This is a genomic window from Pedobacter punctiformis, assembly GCF_027213715.1.
GTDB classification, from domain to species: Bacteria; Bacteroidota; Bacteroidia; order Sphingobacteriales; family Sphingobacteriaceae; genus Pedobacter; species Pedobacter punctiformis.
Map to the genome: position 1 here is coordinate 399,312 of NZ_JAPWGM010000004.1, position 21,644 is coordinate 420,955.

General features: G+C 43.8%; 1 protein-coding gene. It reads right to left on the minus strand.

Going from position 1 to position 21,644, the window contains the following annotated elements; genetic code table 11:
• Positions 1-16: 16 nt before the first annotated feature.
• A complete protein-coding gene (locus O0955_RS13980) occupies positions 17-21,058 on the minus strand; it encodes a T9SS type B sorting domain-containing protein (RefSeq protein ID WP_269428171.1) in 21,042 nt (7,013 codons plus the stop codon).
• Between the last annotated feature and the right edge of the window lie 586 nt (positions 21,059-21,644).

Consider the following 21,644-nt stretch of genomic DNA (forward strand, 5'->3'; position numbering starts at 1 on the left):
ATACTTGATTTTGCCTCTATTTCTTAAATGTTCTGATTAAGGTTAACCATCCTTTATATACTACCCAGTCAGAACCATCATTTCTTCTCACTTTAAGTAAATAGTAGTAGGTGCCCTCATTCAATCCTTCGCCTGTCCAGTTATTTTGATAATTGTCAGAACGGTAAACCTCATTTCCCCAACGGTTAACAATAAGCAGATTGTTCTGTGCAAATTGATTTAACCCTCTTATTTCGAAGGTATCATTGGTTCCATCTCCATTTGGTGTAAACAGGTTTGGTACTTTGATGTCCACAAAATCCGATTTAATGGTTACGCTGGCTACATTGGTGTAATTACCATACTGATCTTTTACTCTGTAGGTAAAGCTGTCTTCGCCCGTGTAGCCAGGGTTTGGTGTATAGGTAACTGTTCCGTCACCATTTACTTTTACCGTACCATGTTTAGGCTGATCTACAATTTCTATTGTTGTAGGGTCTAACGTAGAATTACCGGCATGATCATTCGTAATAACCGGAATCACAATCGGTTTATTCGCATTGGTTGTTGCCACATCGTTTTCAGCAACCGGTTTATTCACCACTGGTACCGGAGTTGAGGTTGATGTATTGTCACCCGAAGCAGGGTCAGCGGTTGTTGCTGTAATTGCTGCTGTATTGGCATAGTTACCGTTGGTGTTAACTTTGGCGGTAATGCTTAACGTTAGCTCAGCACCATTTGCCAGGTTGCCAATAGTCCATAATCCTGTAATGGCATTATAACTGGTTCCGGTAGGGGCATTAGCAGATACAAAAGTATAACCGTTAGGCAATTGATCAATAACCGTTACTCCGGTAGCATTACTAGGTCCTGCATTAGCAGCACGGATGCTGAACACCACGTTATTGCCTACAGTAGGGGCCGTATTATCAACCGTTTTGCTCACCGATAAATTAGCCGATGCCATTGGTACCGGTGTTGATGTTGAAGTGTTATTGGTCAAATCCGGATCATTAGTGGTGGAGGCAACACTGGCGGTGTTAGCATAGTTACCTGTTGCATTTACCCTGGCCGTAATGCCAAGTTTTACTGTTACACCATTTGCCAGATTACCGATGTTCCAAATTCCCGTTGTATTGCTATAAGTTGTTCCTGCAGGTACTGAAGCCGATACGAAAGTATAACCGCTTGGCAGTAGATCAGTTGCAGTTACAGCAGTTGCATCGCTTGGACCTTCGTTAACTACGTTAATATTAAATACCACGTTGTTACCCACACTAGGACTAACCGTATTCACCGTTTTGTTAATAAAGATGTTAGCTATGGCACCTGGTACCGGAGTTACTGTAGAACTGTTATTTGCAGGATCCGGATCAGTAACTGCACTGTTAACCGTTGCAGTGTTTGCATAGTTGCCTTTTGCATTAACCTTAGCCGTAATGGTAAGACCGGCACTTGCACCGTTCGCCAAATTTCCTATAGTCCAAATGCCCGTGGCCACACTATAACTTGTTCCTGCCGGAGCTGTTGCAGATACAAAAGTATAGCCGTTTTGCAGAATATCTGTAACTGCAACACCTGTTGCTGTACTTGGGCCTGCATTTGAAGTAACAATCGTAAATACAACATTGCTACCCACATTAGGATTGGCTTTATCAACAGTTTTAATGACTGATAGATTTGATAACGGTATTGGAACCGGGGTTACCGTAGCACTGTTATTTGCAGGATCCGGATCAGTAACCGGACTCGTGATTGAAGCAGTGTTGGCATAGCTACCAGACGCATTTACCTTAGCCGTAACGGTAAGGGTTGCAGTAGCGCCATTTGCCAGTGATCCAATGGTCCACACACCGGTTGCATTATTGTAAGCAGTACCGGTTGGAGCGGAGGCAGATACGAAAGTATAGCCACCTGGAAGGATATCCGTAGCGGTTACCGTATTTGCATCACTAGGACCTGCATTTTTAACGGTTATGCTAAACACAACATTACTACCCACTGTAGGATTGGTTACGTTTACAGTTTTGCTTATCGATAAATTAGATACTGCCGTAGGTACAGGTGTTACCGTAGCGCTGTTGTTGGCAGTAACAGGATCTGTTTCTGTAGCGGTTACTGTTGCTGTATTTGCATAAGTTCCGCTTTCATTCACCCTGGCCGTAACGGTTAAAATAATAACAGTGCCGGTTTCCATAGTTCCTATATTCCAAATGCCAGTTGCGTTGTTGAAGCTGGTACCAGCTGGTACATTGGCGCTTACAAAAGTATAACCGCTTGGTAATACATCTGTAGTTATAACATTGGTAGCTGTGCTTGGTCCGTTATTGTTAACAGTAATGCTAAAGGTTACATTATTTCCTTTTGCCGGGGTTGCATTGTTAACAGTTTTAGTAACAGTTACATCAGCAACCGGAACAGGTACAGGTGTAACGGTAGAACTATTATCACCTTGAACAGGATCGCCTTCAATTGCGGTTATTAAAGCCGTATTGGCATACATTCCTGTTGCGTTTACCCGTGCGGTAATGGCCAAACTAACAGTTGTTCCATTAGTCAGGTTGCCAATGGTCCATAATCCAGTTGCATTATTATAGCTGGTACCTGCAGGTGCAGCAGCCGAAACGAAGGTATAACCATTTGGCAATACATCGTTTACAATTACTCCGCTTGCAGTACTAGGGCCGGTATTGGTTGCTTTAATGGTAAATACCACATTGTTGCCAACATTTGGTGCTGTGTTATCTATTGTTTTAATCACACTCACATTAGCCATTGGAACCGGTACAGGTGTAACACTTGAACTGTTGTTGCCAGGCGTTGGATCTGTTTCGGTTGCAGTTATTGACGCCGTATTGGTATAGTTACCTGTTGCATTTACAGTTGCAGTAATGGTTAGCACTGTATTTACTCCATGGTCAAGGCTGCCAATATTCCAAACACCCGTTGTGCTGTTATAAGTAGTGCCAGCAGGCGCTGAAGCAGAAACAAAGGTATAACCACTTGATAATAGATCGGTTACAGTAATTGCTGTTGCGGTACTTGGCCCTGTATTGCTTGCTGTTAAGGTAAAGTTTACCGTACTGCCTACTGCAGGTGTAGCGGTGCTTACCGTTTTGGTTATAGCTACATCGGCAACAGCTACTGGTACTGGTGTAACAGTTGAACTATTGTTACCCGGAGTAGGATCACCTTCGGTTGCAGTAACGTTCGCCGTGTTTGCGTACGATCCGGAAGCATTCACTTTAGCCGTAATGGTTAGAGTAGCATTAGCTCCATTGGCTAGGCTGCCAATATTCCAAATGCCATTAGTATTGTCATAACTTGTGCCGGCAGGAGCAGAGGCCGAAACAAATGTATATCCGGATGGAATTACATCGCTTAGCATGATTCCTGTTGCAGCACTAGGGCCAGCGTTGGTTGCTTTAAGGGTAAATACCACATTGCTGCCCACATTTGGTGCCGCAATATCTACTGTTTTAACTACACTCACATCAGACATCGGCACTGGTACAGGTGTAACACTTGAATTATTATTACCTGGTGCAGGGTCTGTTTCAGTAGCATTTATTGATGCAGTATTAGTATAGTTACCAGTGGCATTTACAGTAGCGGTGATGGTAAGAATTGTGTTTACTCCATTACCCAGACTACCAATGTTCCAAACGCCGGTTGTGTTATTATAAGTAGTGCCTGCCGGAGCTGATGCCGAAACAAAAGTATACCCGCCTGGCAATAGGTCAGTTACAATAACTCCGGTTGCCTGGCTAGGCCCGGTATTGCGGGCTGTTAAGGTAAAGTTAACTGTGCTGCCCACCGCTGGTGTAGCTGTGCTCACCGTTTTAGTTACAGCTACATCTGCAATCGGAACCGGTACAGGTGTAATGGTAGAAACATTGTCACCTGGGTTAGGATCGTTTTCTGTTGCTGTAATGGTTGCTGTATTGACATATGTCCCTGTAGGGTTTACTTTAGCCGTAATGGTTAAACTAGCGCTTGTTCCGTTAGCCAGGCTGCCAAGAATCCATAATCCTGTTGCATTGTCATAAATCGTACCTGCAGGCACATTTGCTGAAACAAAGGTATAACCGTTTTGAAGTACATCATTTACCATGACACCTGTTGCAGCACTAGGACCCGCATTTGTAGCTTTAATTGTAAATACTACATTGCTTCCGGCATTCGGTGTTGGATTGTCTACTGTTTTAACCACACTTACATTTGATACCGGAACCGGTACTGGCGTAACGCTTGAAGTGTTATTTCCGGTTACAGGATCAGTTTCAGTAGCGGTTGCTACGGCCGTATTGGTATAATTGCCCGTTGCATTTACGGTAGCTACCACATTTAATGTAGTGTTAGCTCCATTGGTCAGATTCCCAATGCTCCAAACACCGGTTGTATTGTTATAGGTTGTTCCGGCAGGGGCTGTGGCTGAAACAAAATTATAGCCATTTGGCAATAAATCGTTTACCGTAACTCCTGTTGCAGCACTAGGTCCTGCATTGGAAACCGTAACATTAAATGTCACGTTAGTACCTACTGCAGGTGCCAGATTACTCACCGTTTTGTTTACACTAATATCGGCAATTGGTACCGGTGTAGGTGTAATGGTCGAGCTGTTATCGCCAGGTGTTGGATCATTCTCTGTTGCGGTAATGGTGGCCGTGTTGGCATACGAACCTGTCGCATTTACTTTAGCCGTAATGGCTAAAGTGCTGTTGGCACCATTAGCCAAACTTGTAATCGTCCATAAACCACTCACATTATCGTAATTTGTACCTGCCGGGAACGAAGCTGATACAAAAGTGTATCCACTCTGAAGTACATCGTTAACCATAATGTTGGTTGCAGCACTAGGGCCGGCATTCGAAGCTTTAATTGTAAATACTACGTTGCTACCTACATTCGGTGTTGCATTATCTACGGTTTTTACCACACTTACATTCGAAACCGGAACCGGTACTGGCGTAACGCTTGAAGTATTGTTTCCGGCTACAGGATCAGTTTCAGTAACTGATGCCGATGCGCTATTGGTATAAGTGCCTGTTGCATTTACAGTTGCTACAACATTAAGTGTGGCATTTGAACCATTGGCCAGATTACCAATACTCCAAACACCGGTAGTATTGTTATAAGTTGTTCCGGTAGGAGCGGTAGCTGAAACAAAGGTATAGCCATTCGGCAATAAATCGTTTACCGTAACTCCTGTGGCAGCACTCGGTCCGGCATTGGAAACCATAACGTTAAATGTTACGTTCGTACCTACGGAAGGAGCCATATTACTCACTGTTTTGTTCACCGCAATATCTGCTACCGGAACCGGAGCCGGTGTTATAGTAGAGGTGTTGTTGCCTGAATTCGGATCGTTCTCATTTGCGGTAATGGTCGCTGTATTTGAGTATGATCCGGTCGCATTTACTTTAGCCGTAATGGTTAATACAGCATTAGCGCCATTGGCCAGACTTCCGATGGTCCACTGGCCGCTAACATTATCATAACTGGTGCCAGCCGGAGCAGATGCCGATACAAAGGTATATCCACTGGTGAGTACATCATTTACAGAAACACCTGTTGCTGTAGAGGCACTTGGTCCACTATTACTTGCTGTAATGCTAAATATAATATTACTGCCTACATTCGGCGTTGCGTTATTTACTGTTTTAACTACGGTAACGTCAGCTACCGGAATTGGGGCAGGGGTAACAGTAGAACTGTTATTTCCTGTCGCAGGGTCGGTTTCAACAGCACTTATAGTTGCAGTATTGGTGTAGTTGCCTGTTGCATTTACCGTAGCGGTAATGGCTAAACTGGTATTTACTCCATTAGCCAATGTACCAATCGTCCACACGCCGCTTGCATTGTTGTAGCTTGTTCCTGCCGGAGCCGATGCAGAAACAAAGGTATAACCCGTAGGCAATAGGTCGTTTACTGCAACTGTTGTCGCATCACTTGGTCCGGCATTGGCCGCAGTTAAGGTAAATACAACGGTACTGCCAACAGTTGGTGCAGCATTACTTATTGCTTTTACAATTGAAATATCTGCTATTGGAATTGGAGCAGGTGTTATCGTAATGGTATTGTTGGCTACATTAGGGTCATTTTCTGTTGCCGCAATAGTAGCTGTATTCGAATATAATCCTGTTGCATTTACTTTTGCAGTAATGGTTAAAACAGCATTTCCGCCATTGGCCAGATTACCAATTGTCCAGCTACCTGTGGTATTATCATAATTGGTACCAGCAGGAGCTGAAGCAGATACAAAGGTATAGCCACTCAACAACATATCTTGTACTGAAACACCAGTAGCCGCACTTGGTCCTGCATTGGTTGCTGTAACGGTAAAGGTTACATTGCTACCTACATTCGGAGCCGTATTGCTGGCGGTTTTAGTCACGGCAACATCTGCAAGCGGACTTGGTACCGGAACAACTGAAGAACTGTTGTTTGCTGTGTTCGGATCTGTTTCTGCAGCACTAATTGTAGCTGTATTAGTATAATTTCCGGTTGCATTAACCGTTGCTACAATACTTAATGTTGAATTGGCGCCGTTAGTCAGATTGCCAATCGTCCACACACCAGTTGCGTTGTTGTAGGTGCCTGTACCCGGAGTGGCTGAAACGAAGGTGTAACCACTTGGCAACAGGTCGGTTACAGTAACTGCGGTTGCATCACTTAATCCTGCATTTGCAACAGCAATGGTAAAAGTTATATTGCTGCCTACAACAGGCGCTCCGTTACTCACGGTTTTAACTACTGAAAGATCACTTTCTTTTGTTACAGCGGTAGTTGCTGTACTGTTTTGGTTAGAAAGATCATAATCCGTTCCTCCTGGAGCCAGTGTAACAGACGCTGTATTGTTAATGCTGGCAGCAGTTGCAGAAGATTTAATTTTGCCATTTACAGTAATAAGCAGGTAATTGGCAGTACCCACCGGAACATCGCCTGTGGTTTGTACGGTGTTGGTATTACCAGAATTTGCGCCTGTTAAACTCGCTGTACCAAAAGCAGCAGCTGTCCAGGTCACATTTTCAATGTCAGCCGGAACCAAGTCATTTACCGTAACGCCATTGGCAACCACTGGCCCGTTATTGCTTACTTTTAGTGTATAACTCACGTTTGAACCTGCAACTGCAGATTGAGTTCCGTTTTTCTCTATGAGCACATCAGTAGAACCATTTACAGAAGTGGTAACCGAACTTTGTGGATTTCCTCCTGCGGTTACAGTTACTGTATTGGTAAATGATGCACCTGCAGAGGTATTAACAGTACCCTGAACGGTGATCGTAATTTTTGCATTTGGATCTGCAGGAATATCTCCCGTTGTAGCAATGGTATTTGTATTTCCACTGGCAGTACCAGTAATAGTAGCGCCTCCGGTACCGCTTGCAGACCAGCTACTCACGGTTACAGCACCAGGAACATTATCGTTGATTAACGCACCTGTTACATTGCCTAATCCTGCATTGGTTACTACAATAGTATAAGTAATCGGATCCAGGATGTTCACATTTGCGGGGCCATTTTTCGATACCCGAATATCTGCAGTATTGTTAACCGTAGTTTGGACTGTACTGGTATTAGAACTTGCTTCAGGGTCAGTAATTGGACTGCCAACCGGAAGGTTAGCTGTAGCCGTATTAACAAAATTAGAACCATCTGCAACGGCAGGAGATACTGTGCCACTAATAACAATATCAATTGTTCCATTTGCCGAAGGAATATCTCCGGTGATGTTAATACTTCCTGTTCCGTTATTTGCACTTACACTTGCTCCATTTTGAACGGTAGCCGTCCAGGTTGGATTCAGTACCTGAGCCGGAATCGGATCAGAAATAATCACGCCGGTTGCGTTGCTCGGTCCGGCATTTACAATATGAAGCGTATAAGAAATGGCTTCTCCTGCACCAATATTAGTAGGGCCAGATTTGGTAATCCTTACATTGGCCACTCGTGTAACATTGGTATTAATGGTACTGGTAGCAGGAGTTGGATCCGTTACGCCAGCTTCTGGGGTAGCGGTGGCTGTATTAACCAGTGTAGTACCGGTATAACTGGCATCTACTGTTCCGTTTACCAAAATGGTAACAGAGGCTGTCCCAGCCGGGATAGCTGCAAATAAATTAACATTGCCTGTTCCGTTGGTTGCACCAGTTATTGATGCTCCGTTTTGAGCCGTTGCGGTCCAGGTTACATTGCTAATGCCTGCAGGAATATTATCCACTACATTTACATTGCCCGCATCGCCAGGGCCAGCATTGGTTACATTTAGGGTATAAGAAATGCCATTTCCTGCGACCACAGCACCAGGTCCGGTTTTTTGGATTTGAATGTCAGCAGTTTTATTAATGGTTGTTGTAACTGTATTCGAGTTCACTACCGGATCTGAAGGATCAGGGGAAGTAACACTGGCTGTATTAGACAGGCTGGCCACTACGCTATTTGCCGGAATTTGGCCGGTAATATTGACCGTAATCGTATTGCTTCCTCCTGCCGGAATATTAGCATTAATAGAAACATTATTGCCTGTTCCGTTTGCACCGGTATTAATGGTTGCCGTACCCGATGCTGTTGCTGTCCAGCTTACATTGGTCAGTGTTGCAGGAACCGCATCCTGAATCAGGTTTGAAACCGCATTACCTGTTCCATCATTGCTGATGGTTAAATTATAGGTTACAGTTGTACCTGCATTTGCGGTGGCAGGTCCGGTTTTCACAATTTTAACATCAACCGGACTACTTCCAGCCGAAGCTGTATTGTTGGTGGTATTTGGATCGTTTTCTGTAGCCGAAATCGTTGCTGCATTGGTATAATTGCCTGTAGCATTCACTTTTGCTACAATGCTTAACGTTGCATTAGCGCCGTTAGCCAAAGTACCAATGGTCCATACACCCGTAGTGTTATTGTAGGTTGTACTGCCAGAAGGCGTAGCCGAAACAAAGGTATAACCGACTGGTAAAAGATCATTCGCAACAACAGCAGTTGCTGCACTAGGACCAGCATTAGCTGCGCTTAGGGTAAAAGTTATATTGCTGCCCACATTTGGCGAAGCTTTGCTGATCAGTTTAGTGATCGATACGTCGGCCACAGCTACTGGTACCGGAGTAGAAGTAGAAGTATTATTGCCTGGTGTTGGATCAGTTTCTGTTGCTGTAATGGTTGCCGTATTGGCGTAACTTCCGGTTGCATTTACGGTTGCAGTAACCGATAAAGCGGTGTTTACACCACTGGCCAAGGTGCCAATAGTCCAAACACCAGTTGCATTGTTGTATGTGGTTCCTGCTGGTGCAGTAGCCGATACGAAAGTATAACCGCTTGGCAGCAAATCATTAACATTAACACCTGTTGCTGTACTTGGTCCGGCATTAGCGGCAGTTAAGGTAAAGGTTACATTGCTGCCTGCATTTGGTGTGGCATTGCTTACGGTTTTAACAACTGAAACATCCACTACCGGAACCGGTACAGGTGTACTGGTCGAGGTATTATTGCCTGGTACAGGATCGCTTTCTGTAGCACTTATTGATGCGGTATTGGCATAATTTCCGGTCGCCTTAACAGTTACTACAATGCTTAAAGTAGCATTAGAACTGTTAGCCAAAGTACCGATTGTCCATAGGCCGGTGCCGTTATTATAAGTTGTAGCTCCAGATGGTGTAGCCGAAACGAAAGTGTAACCACTCGGTAGTAAGTCATTCACTTTAACAGTGGTCGCATCGCTTGGTCCGGCATTGGCAGCGGTAAGGGTAAAGGTTATATTGCTACCTACGTTTGGTGTACTGCTGCTTACTGTTTTGGTCACCGAAACATCAGCTACCGGAACCGATACCGGTGTACTGGTCGAAGTATTATTGCCAGGAGTAGGGTCGGTTTCTGTTGCTGTTATCGTTGCAGTATTCGCGTAATTACCGGTTGCATTTACGGTAGCGGTAATAGATAATGTGGTATTTACCCCGTTTGCCAACGTACCAATGTCCCAAACACCCGTTGTGTTGTTGTAAGTGGTTCCTGCAGCTGCAGTAGCCGATACAAAAGTATAACCTGTTGGTAATAAGTCATTTACTTTAACAGTGGTGGCATCGCTTGGTCCTGCGTTAGCGGCTGTAAGGGTGAAAGTTACATTGCTACCCACATTTGGCGAAGTATTGCTTACCGTTTTGACAACTGAAACATCAGCTACCGGAACTGGAACCGGCGTAAAAGTAGAAGTATTATTTCCTGGTGTTGGATCGCTTTCTGTAGCGGTTATTGATGCGGTATTAGCATAATTTCCGGTCGCCTTAACGGTTGCCACTACATTTAAAGTAGCATTTGCTCCGTTGGCTAAAGTACCGATGGTCCATACGCCGGTGCCATTGTTATAAGTTGTAGTTCCCGAAGGGGTTGCCGAAACAAAGGTATAACCATTCGGTAATAAATCATTTACCTTAACCGTGGTGGCATCACTTGGCCCTGCATTGGCTGCGGTTAAAGTAAAGGTTACATTACTACCCACATTTGGTGCACCATTACCTGCTACTTTAGTAACAGATACGTCTGCTACCGGAACCGGAGCAGGGGTAGAGGTTGAAGTATTGTTGGCCGGTGTTAAATCAGTTTCTGTTGCTGTTATCGTTGCGGTATTGGCATAATTACCAGTCGCATTTACGGTAGCAATAACCGATAAGGTAGTGTTTACACCATTTGCCAGTGTACCGATATTCCATACACCCGTTGTGTTGTTGTAAGTGGTTCCTGCAGGCGCTGTAGCCGATACGAAGGTATAACCTGTTGGCAACAGATCATTTATGTTAACATTAGTCGCAGCACTTGGTCCGGCATTAGCAGCAATTAAGGTAAAGGTTACATTGCTGCCTACGTTTGGCGAAGCATTACTTACCGTTTTAGCAATCGACACATCCGCTACCGGAACCGGTACAGGCGTAGAGGTAGACGTATTATTACCCGGTGTTGGGTCGCTTTCAGTAGCACTTATTGATGCGGTATTGGCGTAGTTGCCAGTAGCCTTAACGGTTGCTACAATGCTTAAAGTAGCACTTGCTCCATTGGCTAATGTACCAATGGTCCATGCACCCGTACCGTTGTTATAAGCTGTGCTTCCGGAAGGAGTAGCTGAAACAAAGGTATAACCACTTGGTAATAAATCGTTAACACTTACAGCAGTTGCAGCGCTAGGTCCGCCATTGGCAGCAGTCAGGGTAAAGGTTACATTACTGCCCACATTAGGTGTGGTATTGCTTACGGTTTTCGTAACCGAAACATCCGCTACCGGAACCGATACCGGGGTACTGGTTGAAGTATTATTAGTTGGTGTTGGGTCGGTTTCCGTTGCTGTAATGGTTGCAGTATTGGCGTAATTGCCGGTTGCATTTACAGTAGCGATAATGCTCAAAGTTGCATTAGCGCCATTAGTCAAAGTGCCAATGGTCCATGCACCCGAAGTATTATTGTACGTTGTAGTTCCCGAAGGTGTTGCAGAGACAAAAGTATAGCCTGTCGGTAACAGATCATTTACATTAACGGCTGTTGCATCACTTGGTCCTGCATTGGCAGCAGTTAAGGTAAAGGTTACATTGGTGCCAACGTTTGGCGAAGCATTACTTACCGTTTTAGCAATCGACACATCAGCTACCGGAACCGGTACAGGGGTAGAAGTAGCCGTATTGTTTCCTGGTGCAGGATCGCTTTCTGTAGCAGTTATTGTTGCGGTGTTGGCATAATTTCCGGTCGCCTTAACAGTTGCAATAATACTTAACGTTGCATTTGCACCATTTGCTAAAGTCCCGATGGTCCATACGCCGGTAGTACTATTATAAATTGTCGTTCCTGAAGGAGTTGCAGAAACAAAGGCATAACCATTTGGTAATAAATCATTCACTTTAACCGTAGTGGCATCGCTTGGTCCTGCGTTAGCGGCTGTAAGGGTAAACGTTACATTGCTACCTACATTCGGTGTGCCGCTACCCGTTGTTTTAGTAACAGATACGTCTGCTACCGGAACCGGAACAGGAGTAGAGGTAGATGTATTATTACCCGGTGTTGGATCGGTTTCTGTTGAAGTGATGGTTGCAGTGTTGGCATAGTTGCCGGTTGCATTTACTGTTGCAATGATGCTCAAAGTTGCGTTAGCTCCATTAGCTAATGTACCGATGGCCCATGCGCCTGTTGTATTGTTGTACGTTGTAGTTCCTGAAGGTGTTGCAGATACAAAGATATAACCACTTGGCAATACATCTGTTGCACTTACGTTGGTTGCGGCACTTGGTCCTGCGTTGGCAGCAGTCAGGGTAAAGGTTACATTGCTACCCACATTTGGAGAAGCATCATTTGATGTTTTGGCAATTGAAACATCAGCTACCGGAACCGGAACAGGGGTAGAGGTAGCCGTATTATTGCCCGGTGTTGGATCTGTTTCAGTAGCCGTTATTGATGCCGTGTTGGCGTAATTTCCGGTAGCCTTAACAGTGGCCACTATATTTAATGTTGCATTAGCACCATTGGCTAAAGTGCCAATAGTCCATACGCCTGTAGCATTATTGTACGTTGTACTTCCTGATGGTGTTGCCGAAACAAAAGTATAGCCACTTGGCAACAAATCATTTATGCTAACATTGGTTGCAGCACTTGGTCCTGCGTTGGCAGCAGTTACGGTAAAGGTTACATTACTGCCTACGTTCGGTGTTGCATTATTTACAGTTTTCACAACTGATACATCCGAAATCGGAACCGATACCGGAGTAGAAGTAGCTGTATTATTGCCCGGTGTTGGATCAGTTTCTGTTGCTGTTATCGTTGCAGTATTGGCATAACTGCCTGTCGCATTAACTGTTGCTACAATATTCAGTGTAGCATTTGCTCCGTTGGTCAGTGTTCCAATGTTCCACAATCCGGTGGTAGCATTATAGGTTGTACTTCCTGAAGGTGTTGCCGAAACAAAAGTATATCCACTTGGCAATACATCTGTTGCACTTACATTGGTTGCCGAACTTGGACCCGCATTAGAAGCGGTTAAAGTAAAGGTTACATTGCTACCTACATTTGGGGTGTTGTCATTTACTGTTTTAGCAATCGACACATCAGCTATTGGAACTGGAACAGGGGTAGAGGTCGAAGTATTATTGCCCGGTGTTGGATCAGTTTCTGTTGAAGTAATGGTTACAGTATTGGCATAACTGCCTGCTGCTTTAACCGTAGCTACGATATTTAAGGTTGCATTAGCACCATTGGCTAAAGTACCAATAGTCCATAAACCTGTTGCATTGTTATAGGTTGTACTTCCTGAAGGTGTTGCTGAAACAAAGGTGTAACCGCTAGGCAATACATCTGTTGCGTTTACATTGGTTGCCGAGCTTGGACCTGCATTGGTAGCAGTTAAGGTAAAGGTTACATTACTGCCCACATTTGGTGTACCGCTGCCCGCTGTTTTAGTAATGGATACATCGGCTACTGGCACTGGAACCGGAGTAGAGGTCGAAGTATTATTGCCCGGTGTTGGATCAGTTTCTGTTGAAGTAATGGTTGCAGTATTGGCATAACTGCCTGTTGCTTTTACGGTGGCTACAATGTTCAGTGTTGCATTAGCACCATTGGCTAAAGTACCAATAGTCCATAAACCTGTTGCATTGTTATAGGTTGTACTTCCAGACGGTGTTGCCGAAACAAAAGTATAACCGCTAGGCAATACATCTGTTGCGTTTACATTGGTTGCCGAACTTGGACCTGCATTGGCAGCAGTTAAGGTAAAGGTTACATTACTGCCTACATTTGGTGTACCACTGCCCGCTGTTTTGGTAATGGATACATCGGCTACAGGCACCGGTGATGTTGTAGCCGTTGAGGTATTATTTGCTGTATTTGGGTCAGTTTCATTTCCGGTTATAGTTGCGGTATTGGCATAGCTGCCTGTTGCATTAACCGATGCAACAATGTTTAAAGTTGCATTAGCCCCATTAATCAGGTTTCCTATAGTCCAAAGGCCGGTACTATTGCTGTAACTAGTGCTTCCGGAAGGTGTTGCAGAAACAAATGTATAACCTGTTGGCAATAAATCGCTTACATTAACACCTGTGGCATCACTTGGTCCTGCATTGGATGCAGTAAGGGTAAAGGTAACATTGCTGCCTACATTTGGTGTACCATTGCTTACGGTTTTTGAAATAGCCACATTGGCCACAGCTCCGGGCATTAAGGTCACGGTTGAGGTATTGTTTGCGGTATTAGGATCATTTTCTGTTGCCGTAATATTGGCAACATTTGCATAAGATCCATTTGCCTTTATGGTTGCTACAATATTCAATGTCGCATTTGCGCCATTGGCTAATGTGCCTATCGTCCACAAACCGGTGCTACTGTTGTAAGTTGTGCTTGCAGAAGGGGTAGCAGATACGAAAGTATAACCGCTAGGCAATACATCTGTTGCACTTACATTAGTTGCCGAACTTGGACCCGCATTAGAAGCGGTTAAAGTAAAAGTTACATTGTCGCCAACATTAGATGATGCTCCATTTGAAGTTTTACTAATGGATACATCTGCTACCGGCACAGGAGCAGGAGTAGAAGTAGCCGTATTATTGCCTGGTGTTGGGTCGGTTTCTGTTGAGGTAATGGTTGCAGTATTGGCATAGTTGCCAGTTGCATTAACCATAGCTACAATATTTAAGGTTGCATTCGCACCATTGGCTAAAGTGCCAATGGTCCATAAACCTGTAGTGCTGCTATAGCTGGTACTTCCTGAAGGCGTTGCCGAAACAAAAGTATAGCCACTTGGCAATAAATCTGTTGCGTTTACATTGGTTGCCGAGCTTGGACCTGCATTGGCAGCAGTTAAGGTAAAGGTTACGTTGCTGCCCACATTTGGTGTACCACTACCTGATGTTTTGGTAATGGATACATCGGCTACGGGCACTGGAACCGGAGTAGAGGTAGAAGTATTATTGCCCGGTGTTGAATCTGTTTCTGTTGAAGTAATAGTTGCAGTATTAGCATAAGCTCCAGTTGCTTTTACAGTAGCTACAATATTTAAGGTTGCATTTCCGCCATTGGCTAAAGTACCAATAGTCCATGCGCCTGTTGCATTGTTATAAGTGGTACTTCCAGACGGTGTTGCCGAAACAAAGGTGTAACCGCTAGGCAATACATCAGTAGCGCTTACATTGGTTGCCGAACTTGGACCAGCATTGGCTGCAGTTAAGGTGAAGGTTACATTACTGCCCACATTTGGTGTACCACTACCTGATGTTTTGGTAATGGATACATCGGCTACCGGCACTGGAACCGGGGTAGAGGTCGAAGTATTATTGCCCGGTGTTGGATCTGTTTCTGTTGAAGTGATGGTTGCAGTATTGGCATAACTACCTGTTGCTTTTACGGTGGCTACAATGTTTAGTGTTGCATTTGCTCCATTAGCTAAAGTACCAATAGTCCATACGCCTGTTGCATTATTATAAGTGGTACTTCCTGAAGGTGTTGCCGAAACAAAGGTATAACCGCTTGGCAATACATCAGTTGCATTTACATTGGTTGCCGAGCTTGGACCAGCATTGGCTGCAGTTAAAGTAAAGGTTACATTACTGCCCACATTTGGTGTACCGCTACCCGCTGTTTTGGTAATGGATACATCGGCTACCGGCACTGGAACAGGAGTAGAGGTAGAAGTATTATTGCCTGGTGTCGGGTCGGTTTCTGTTGAAGTAATGGTTGCAGTATTGGCATAACTGCCTGTTGCTTTGACTGTAGCTACGATATTTAAGGTTGCATTTGCGCCATTGGCTAAAGTACCAATAGTCCATACGCCTGTTGCATTATTATAAGTTGTACTTCCTGAAGGTGTTGCCGAAACAAAGGTATAACCGCTTGGCAATACATCAGTAGCACTTACATTGGTTGCCGAGCTTGGACCAGCATTGGCTGCAGTTAAAGTAAAGGTTACATTGCTACCTACATTTGGTGTACCACTACCTGCTGTTTTGGTAATGGATACATCTGCTACCGGCACTGGAACCGGGGTAGAGGTCGAAGTATTATTTCCCGGTGTTGGATCTGTTTCTGTTGAAGTGATGGTTATGGTATTGGCATAACTGCCTGTTGCTTTTACGGTGGCTACAATATTTAAGGTTGCATTTGCGCCATTGGCTAAAGTACCAATAGTCCATACGCCTGTTGCATTGTTATAAGTTGTACTTCCAGACGGTGTTGCCGAAACAAAGGTGTAACCGCTAGGCAATACATCTGTTGCGTTTACATTGGTTGCCGAGCTTGGTCCTGCGTTGGCAGCAGTCAGGGTAAAGGTTACATTACTGCCTACATTTGGTGTACCACTGCCTGCTGTTTTGGTAATGGATACATCGACTACCGGCACCGGAACCGGGGTAGAGGTCGAAGTATTATTGCCCGGTGTCGGGTCAGTTTCTGTTGAAGTGATGGTTGCAGTATTGGCATAACTACCTGTTGCTTTTACGGTGGCTACAATGTTCAGTGTTGCATTAGCACCATTGGCTAAAGTACCAATAGTCCATACGCCTGTTGCATTGTTATAGGTTGTACTTCCCGAAGGTGTTGCTGATACAAAGGTATAACCACTTGGCAATACATCTGTTGCGTTTACATTGGTTGCCGAGCTTGGACCTGCATTGGCAGCAGTTAAGGTAAAGGTTACGTTGCTGCCCACATTTGGTGTACCACTACCTGATGTTTTGGTAATGGATACATCGGCTACGGGCACTGGAACCGGAGTAGAGGTAGAAGTATTATTGCCCGGTGTCGGGTCAGTTTCTGTTGCAGTGATGGTTGCGGTATTGGCATAACTGCCTGCTGCTTTTACGGTGGCTACGATATTTAAGGTTGCATTTGCGCCATTGGCTAAAGTACCAATAGTCCATACGCCTGTTGCATTGTTATAAGTTGTACTTCCCGAAGGCGTTGCTGATACAAAGGTGTAACCGCTAGGCAATACATCAGTAGCATTTACATTGGTTGCCGAACTTGGTCCTGCGTTGGCAGCAGTCAGGGTAAAGGTTACATTACTGCCTACATTTGGTGTACCGCTACCTGATGTTTTGGTAATGGATACATCGGCTACCGGTACTGGAACCGGGGTAGAGGTCGAAGTATTATTGCCTGGTGTCGGGTCAGTTTCTGTTGAAGTGATGGTTGCAGTATTGGCATAACTGCCTGTTGCTTTTACGGTGGCTACAATGTTCAGTGTTGCATTAGCACCATTGGCTAAAGTACCAATAGTCCATACGCCTGTTGCATTATTATAAGTGGTACTTCCTGAAGGTGTTGCCGAAACAAAGGTGTAACCGCTTGGCAATACATCAGTTGCATTTACATTGGTTGCCGAGCTTGGACCAGCATTGGCTGCAGTTAAAGTAAAGGTTACATTACTGCCCACATTTGGTGTACCGCTACCCGCTGTTTTGGTAATGGATACATCGGCTACCGGCACTGGAACAGGAGTAGAGGTAGAAGTATTATTGCCTGGTGTCGGGTCGGTTTCTGTTGAAGTAATGGTTGCAGTATTGGCATAACTGCCTGTTGCTTTGACTGTAGCTACGATATTTAAGGTTGCATTTGCGCCATTGGCTAAAGTACCAATAGTCCATACGCCTGTTGCATTATTATAAGTTGTACTTCCTGAAGGTGTTGCCGAAACAAAGGTATAACCGCTTGGCAATACATCAGTAGCACTTACATTGGTTGCCGAGCTTGGACCAGCATTGGCTGCAGTTAAAGTAAAGGTTACATTGCTACCTACATTTGGTGTACCACTACCTGCTGTTTTGGTAATGGATACATCTGCTACTTGTCTGATACCAAAATTTAGCCCAGTCACATTAGCTGCAACCGTTACAGCAGTTTTGCCATCTAAAGGGGTAGCATCTGTTGAGCTTGAATGTTGATAGCCTGTTGGTAAAGTTACGCCTACAACATAATTGTTGGCCATAACACCAAAAGTATAATTTCCACTGGCGTCTGTAACTGTAGTGCCTAATATCGTAGTACCATCAGCAGCATATAAAGTAACCGTTGCTCCGCTAAAGGCTGTACCATTAACACCACCAGTTTGACCATCATTATCCGTAAATACGGTTCCGGTAATTGAACTACAAAGCGTTACTAGAGTAGGATCATTAGCGGCCACTGTTGAAGGATCATCTGAAGGCAGTTGGTCATTTGTTAAATTTAAGGTCTCAATACCGTTATACTTTACAAACGATTGGTTACTAACAGATGTACCAGTGTTGCTGGCAGTACAGTTCAGGATAATAGTTGCGGTTTCTCCTTTAAGGATTTGTCCATTAGTAGGGGCATTGGTTGATTTGATAAGAATACCTGCAGTCAAAGCAGCATTGCTTATTCCTGCAATAGCTACCCCATTTAATGTAGCTGAATTTACCGTAACACCTGCAGGTAAAGCATCAATTAACCTGCTGTTAATGGCATGAAACTGACCATTGTTCTGAACCGTAATGGTATAAGTGATTGTAGAGCCACTTGCCGAACAACTCACCGAAGCCGATTTCCTGTGTATCAGATTAGGTGCCGGAGCAGCACAGGAGGCAAAATCAGCAGAAGCAAAGTTAGTCGCTCCTAAATCAGTTACCACACCTGTAGTTGAATTGACATTTGAGGTACCGCCTGCTCCGCCAACTAAATAGTTCCCATCAGATAAGAATGCTACAGAACTTATAGCACCTGTTAAATTGGTAAAAACCTGTCCTGTCAAAGACAAACCTGTGTAATTTCCAGATGCATCGTATTGTGCAGGAAAAATAGCCATTACATTGGCATTAGTAAATACCCCTGTTAAATTCCCCAGGCCATCAAAAGCAATATCTCCTCCTGTATAATTAGCTGTAGCAGCAAAACCCGGAATTGAAAGTGTACCTAAATCAATGGCCGGCGTTGTAGGCGTAGCTGGATTGAAGCGATAAAGGTGATTATTGGTAGCGTTATGGAAATAAATCTGCTTATCAATTGAATTATAAGCCGCTTTGTTAATATTAGCTATGGCAACAACACCTGTAAAAGTGGTAAAAGTTACTCCGAATATATTGGTGCTCAGGTTGTAAGAAAAAATCTTTGGAAGGGGATCTATGGCATTTCCCCGGTTACAGAACCAGATTGTATTGCTCGACATATCCAATGCTATAGCACTGGTCAAATCATCTGCACCAGCAGCAACTGCAGCCTGGGCAGCTCCACCGCCAAATAAATTTGCCTGAACTAAGGTAGTGGCTTCTGTGGCAGGATTGATGAGATACAAGCCTTGTTGCGTTGTAGATTCTACACTATAAACCAAACCGGAATTACAGGGTGCCGGTGTGGTAACATTCAGGGTTACCGTTGCCGTTTCGGTTACTCCGCCCGAAGTTACGGTGTAAGTAAAGCTGGTAGTGCCTGTAAAGCCAGTTGTTGGCGTAAAGGTCATGTTACCATTTGCCGAAAAGGTTACACTCCCTCCTGAGGCTGGCTGGGTAATGCTGGTTACTGGCCTGGTTACATTTTCAAATGAATCAGCAGTTGCTCCACCTGTACCTGTAACTACATTAAAAGCAACAGGAGTATTTTGAAAAGTACCAATAACATCGTTGGTAATATCTGCAACAGGCGTTACATTAAAGGTTATGGTATTGGCTGTAGGATCTGTATCTATGCCTCCGTTTGTGGTACCGCCATCGTCTGTTACTCTGAATGTAAAAGAGCTAAATGCATTTCCATTGGCATCCGCTACAGTTTGTGTCCAGGTAAGCAGGGGAATATTGGCAAGTAAAATTACCTGATTTAAGGTAACATTAACTCCATTTAATTTAAGCGTACCATTTGCGGGTAATGTAGAAATGGTAACCGATTTAAAGTTATTATTTTCAATGGGGTCAGTAAATCCGAAATCCGCTGCCGAAAATGTATAAGTAGCATCTTCAGCAACACTAATGGTTTTATCAGTGCCGGAAGGAGGGTCGTTGACCGGAGTAATTGTAATGGTTGTTACTGCAGTATTAGATGCAACAGCAGAGGCATCTAATACCACCACATTAACCGTTCTGTTGGTGGTATTGGGGCTCTCAGAACTGTTGGCAAAACGAATTTGTTTAATGGCGGTTTCATAGTTGGCAATGCTTGCGGTACCAGAAAGGGTAACCACTGTATTGCCCGCACTTAAAGCGGCAGTAATTCCTGCTGGTAATGCACCCAGTACACTCAAAGCATCACTGGCTTGTGGATTGGTTAACGTAATAGTTGCACCTGACATGTTGGTCCCGTCATCAGCAATTGACATATCTGTGTCTGCGATGCTTACAGCCGAACCATTTTCGATAAAAGTATTGGCAAAATTATAATTGCCATCACCTGCATACCTGTTGGCGATTACGTAATCAAAAGCAATATCATCTGCACCCGCTCCTGTAGCGGTTTGCCAGCTCAATACAATATTGCCACTGGCTACAACCCCATTGGGCAGATTAATAGTAATCATAGTAAAAACCCAGCTCTTATATGGAGTTGGAGCTATAGTAGTGGCCACAGTTGTACCACTGGCATTGGTGGCCCCGTTTAAATAAGTAACACTTCCATTACCACTTACAGCAGTCGTTAAACGGGCATATGCAACACCCCCATAAGAAATTGTGGCTGTATTGCTGCCTGAAGATGCTGAGGGAGCGCCATCGTTAAATCCTATACCCACAATAATTTGGCCGGCTCCTGAAGGAGAGGGTCCTAAATTCATGTTGGTTAGTGCTGGTGATGTTGATGTAAAGTTGGGATTATCCTGATCAACGGACATAACACCTACCGGAGTAAACACAATATTCGCACTGTTTTGTGTCCATCCGTTTCCCGGTGGATCATTTAAGTTACTGGCATTTGTACTTAAACCATTGGTGAAAACCTTTGGTGAGTTAAGATCCAGGATTGGTGTTGCATTTTGTGCAAATCCTAAAAAAGGAATCAAAACAGATAAAATAAATAACCCAAGTCTGCGTTTATTGATTATTGCTGCTTGTGAATATTTGTTATTTGAGTGGATTGTTTTCAATAATTGTAAAATGAAAACAGGGAGTGCGTAGATTTTTTTCATACAATATTTTTTTGCAGATCAATATTTGACAGGCTTCTGAAGAATACTAACGGAAATGGCGAGTGCGTAGATTTTTTATACGATATTTTTTGAAGAGCTAAATTAAGAGCATTCTAAAAAAGTCTTTAAAAGTGCTTAAGTAGCTTAAAAAAATAAAAATAAATAAGCCTTATCTTTTTTGTCAGGAATATGTTTTGATAGGATTTATTCCCTTAAAATAAGCTCTTTCTAATCGTGCTTAAGGTTCGGATTTTGCGGATTGTCTCATTGGGATGGTTTAAGTGTGACAAAATATTAGAAATAATTAGCCGTTAGGCCTGCTTAAATTAATTTATTATTAATCAAATTTGATGCTTGTCCGTTTGGTAATTTATGAGGTAGAGCGTCAAAATAAGAAGAAGCAGTAGTTACTTGCTGGTTATATAAATATAGAACTTTTTATTTTAATTATTAACAAATTATTCTTAAAAAGAATGAATTAAATTATTGTTAATAAGCACAAATGTATATTTATAAGCATATAACCACTATACTTTTAGTGCAATCACGGTAAAGCAAAATCAAAAAGTATGGCCTCTAAGGTAAA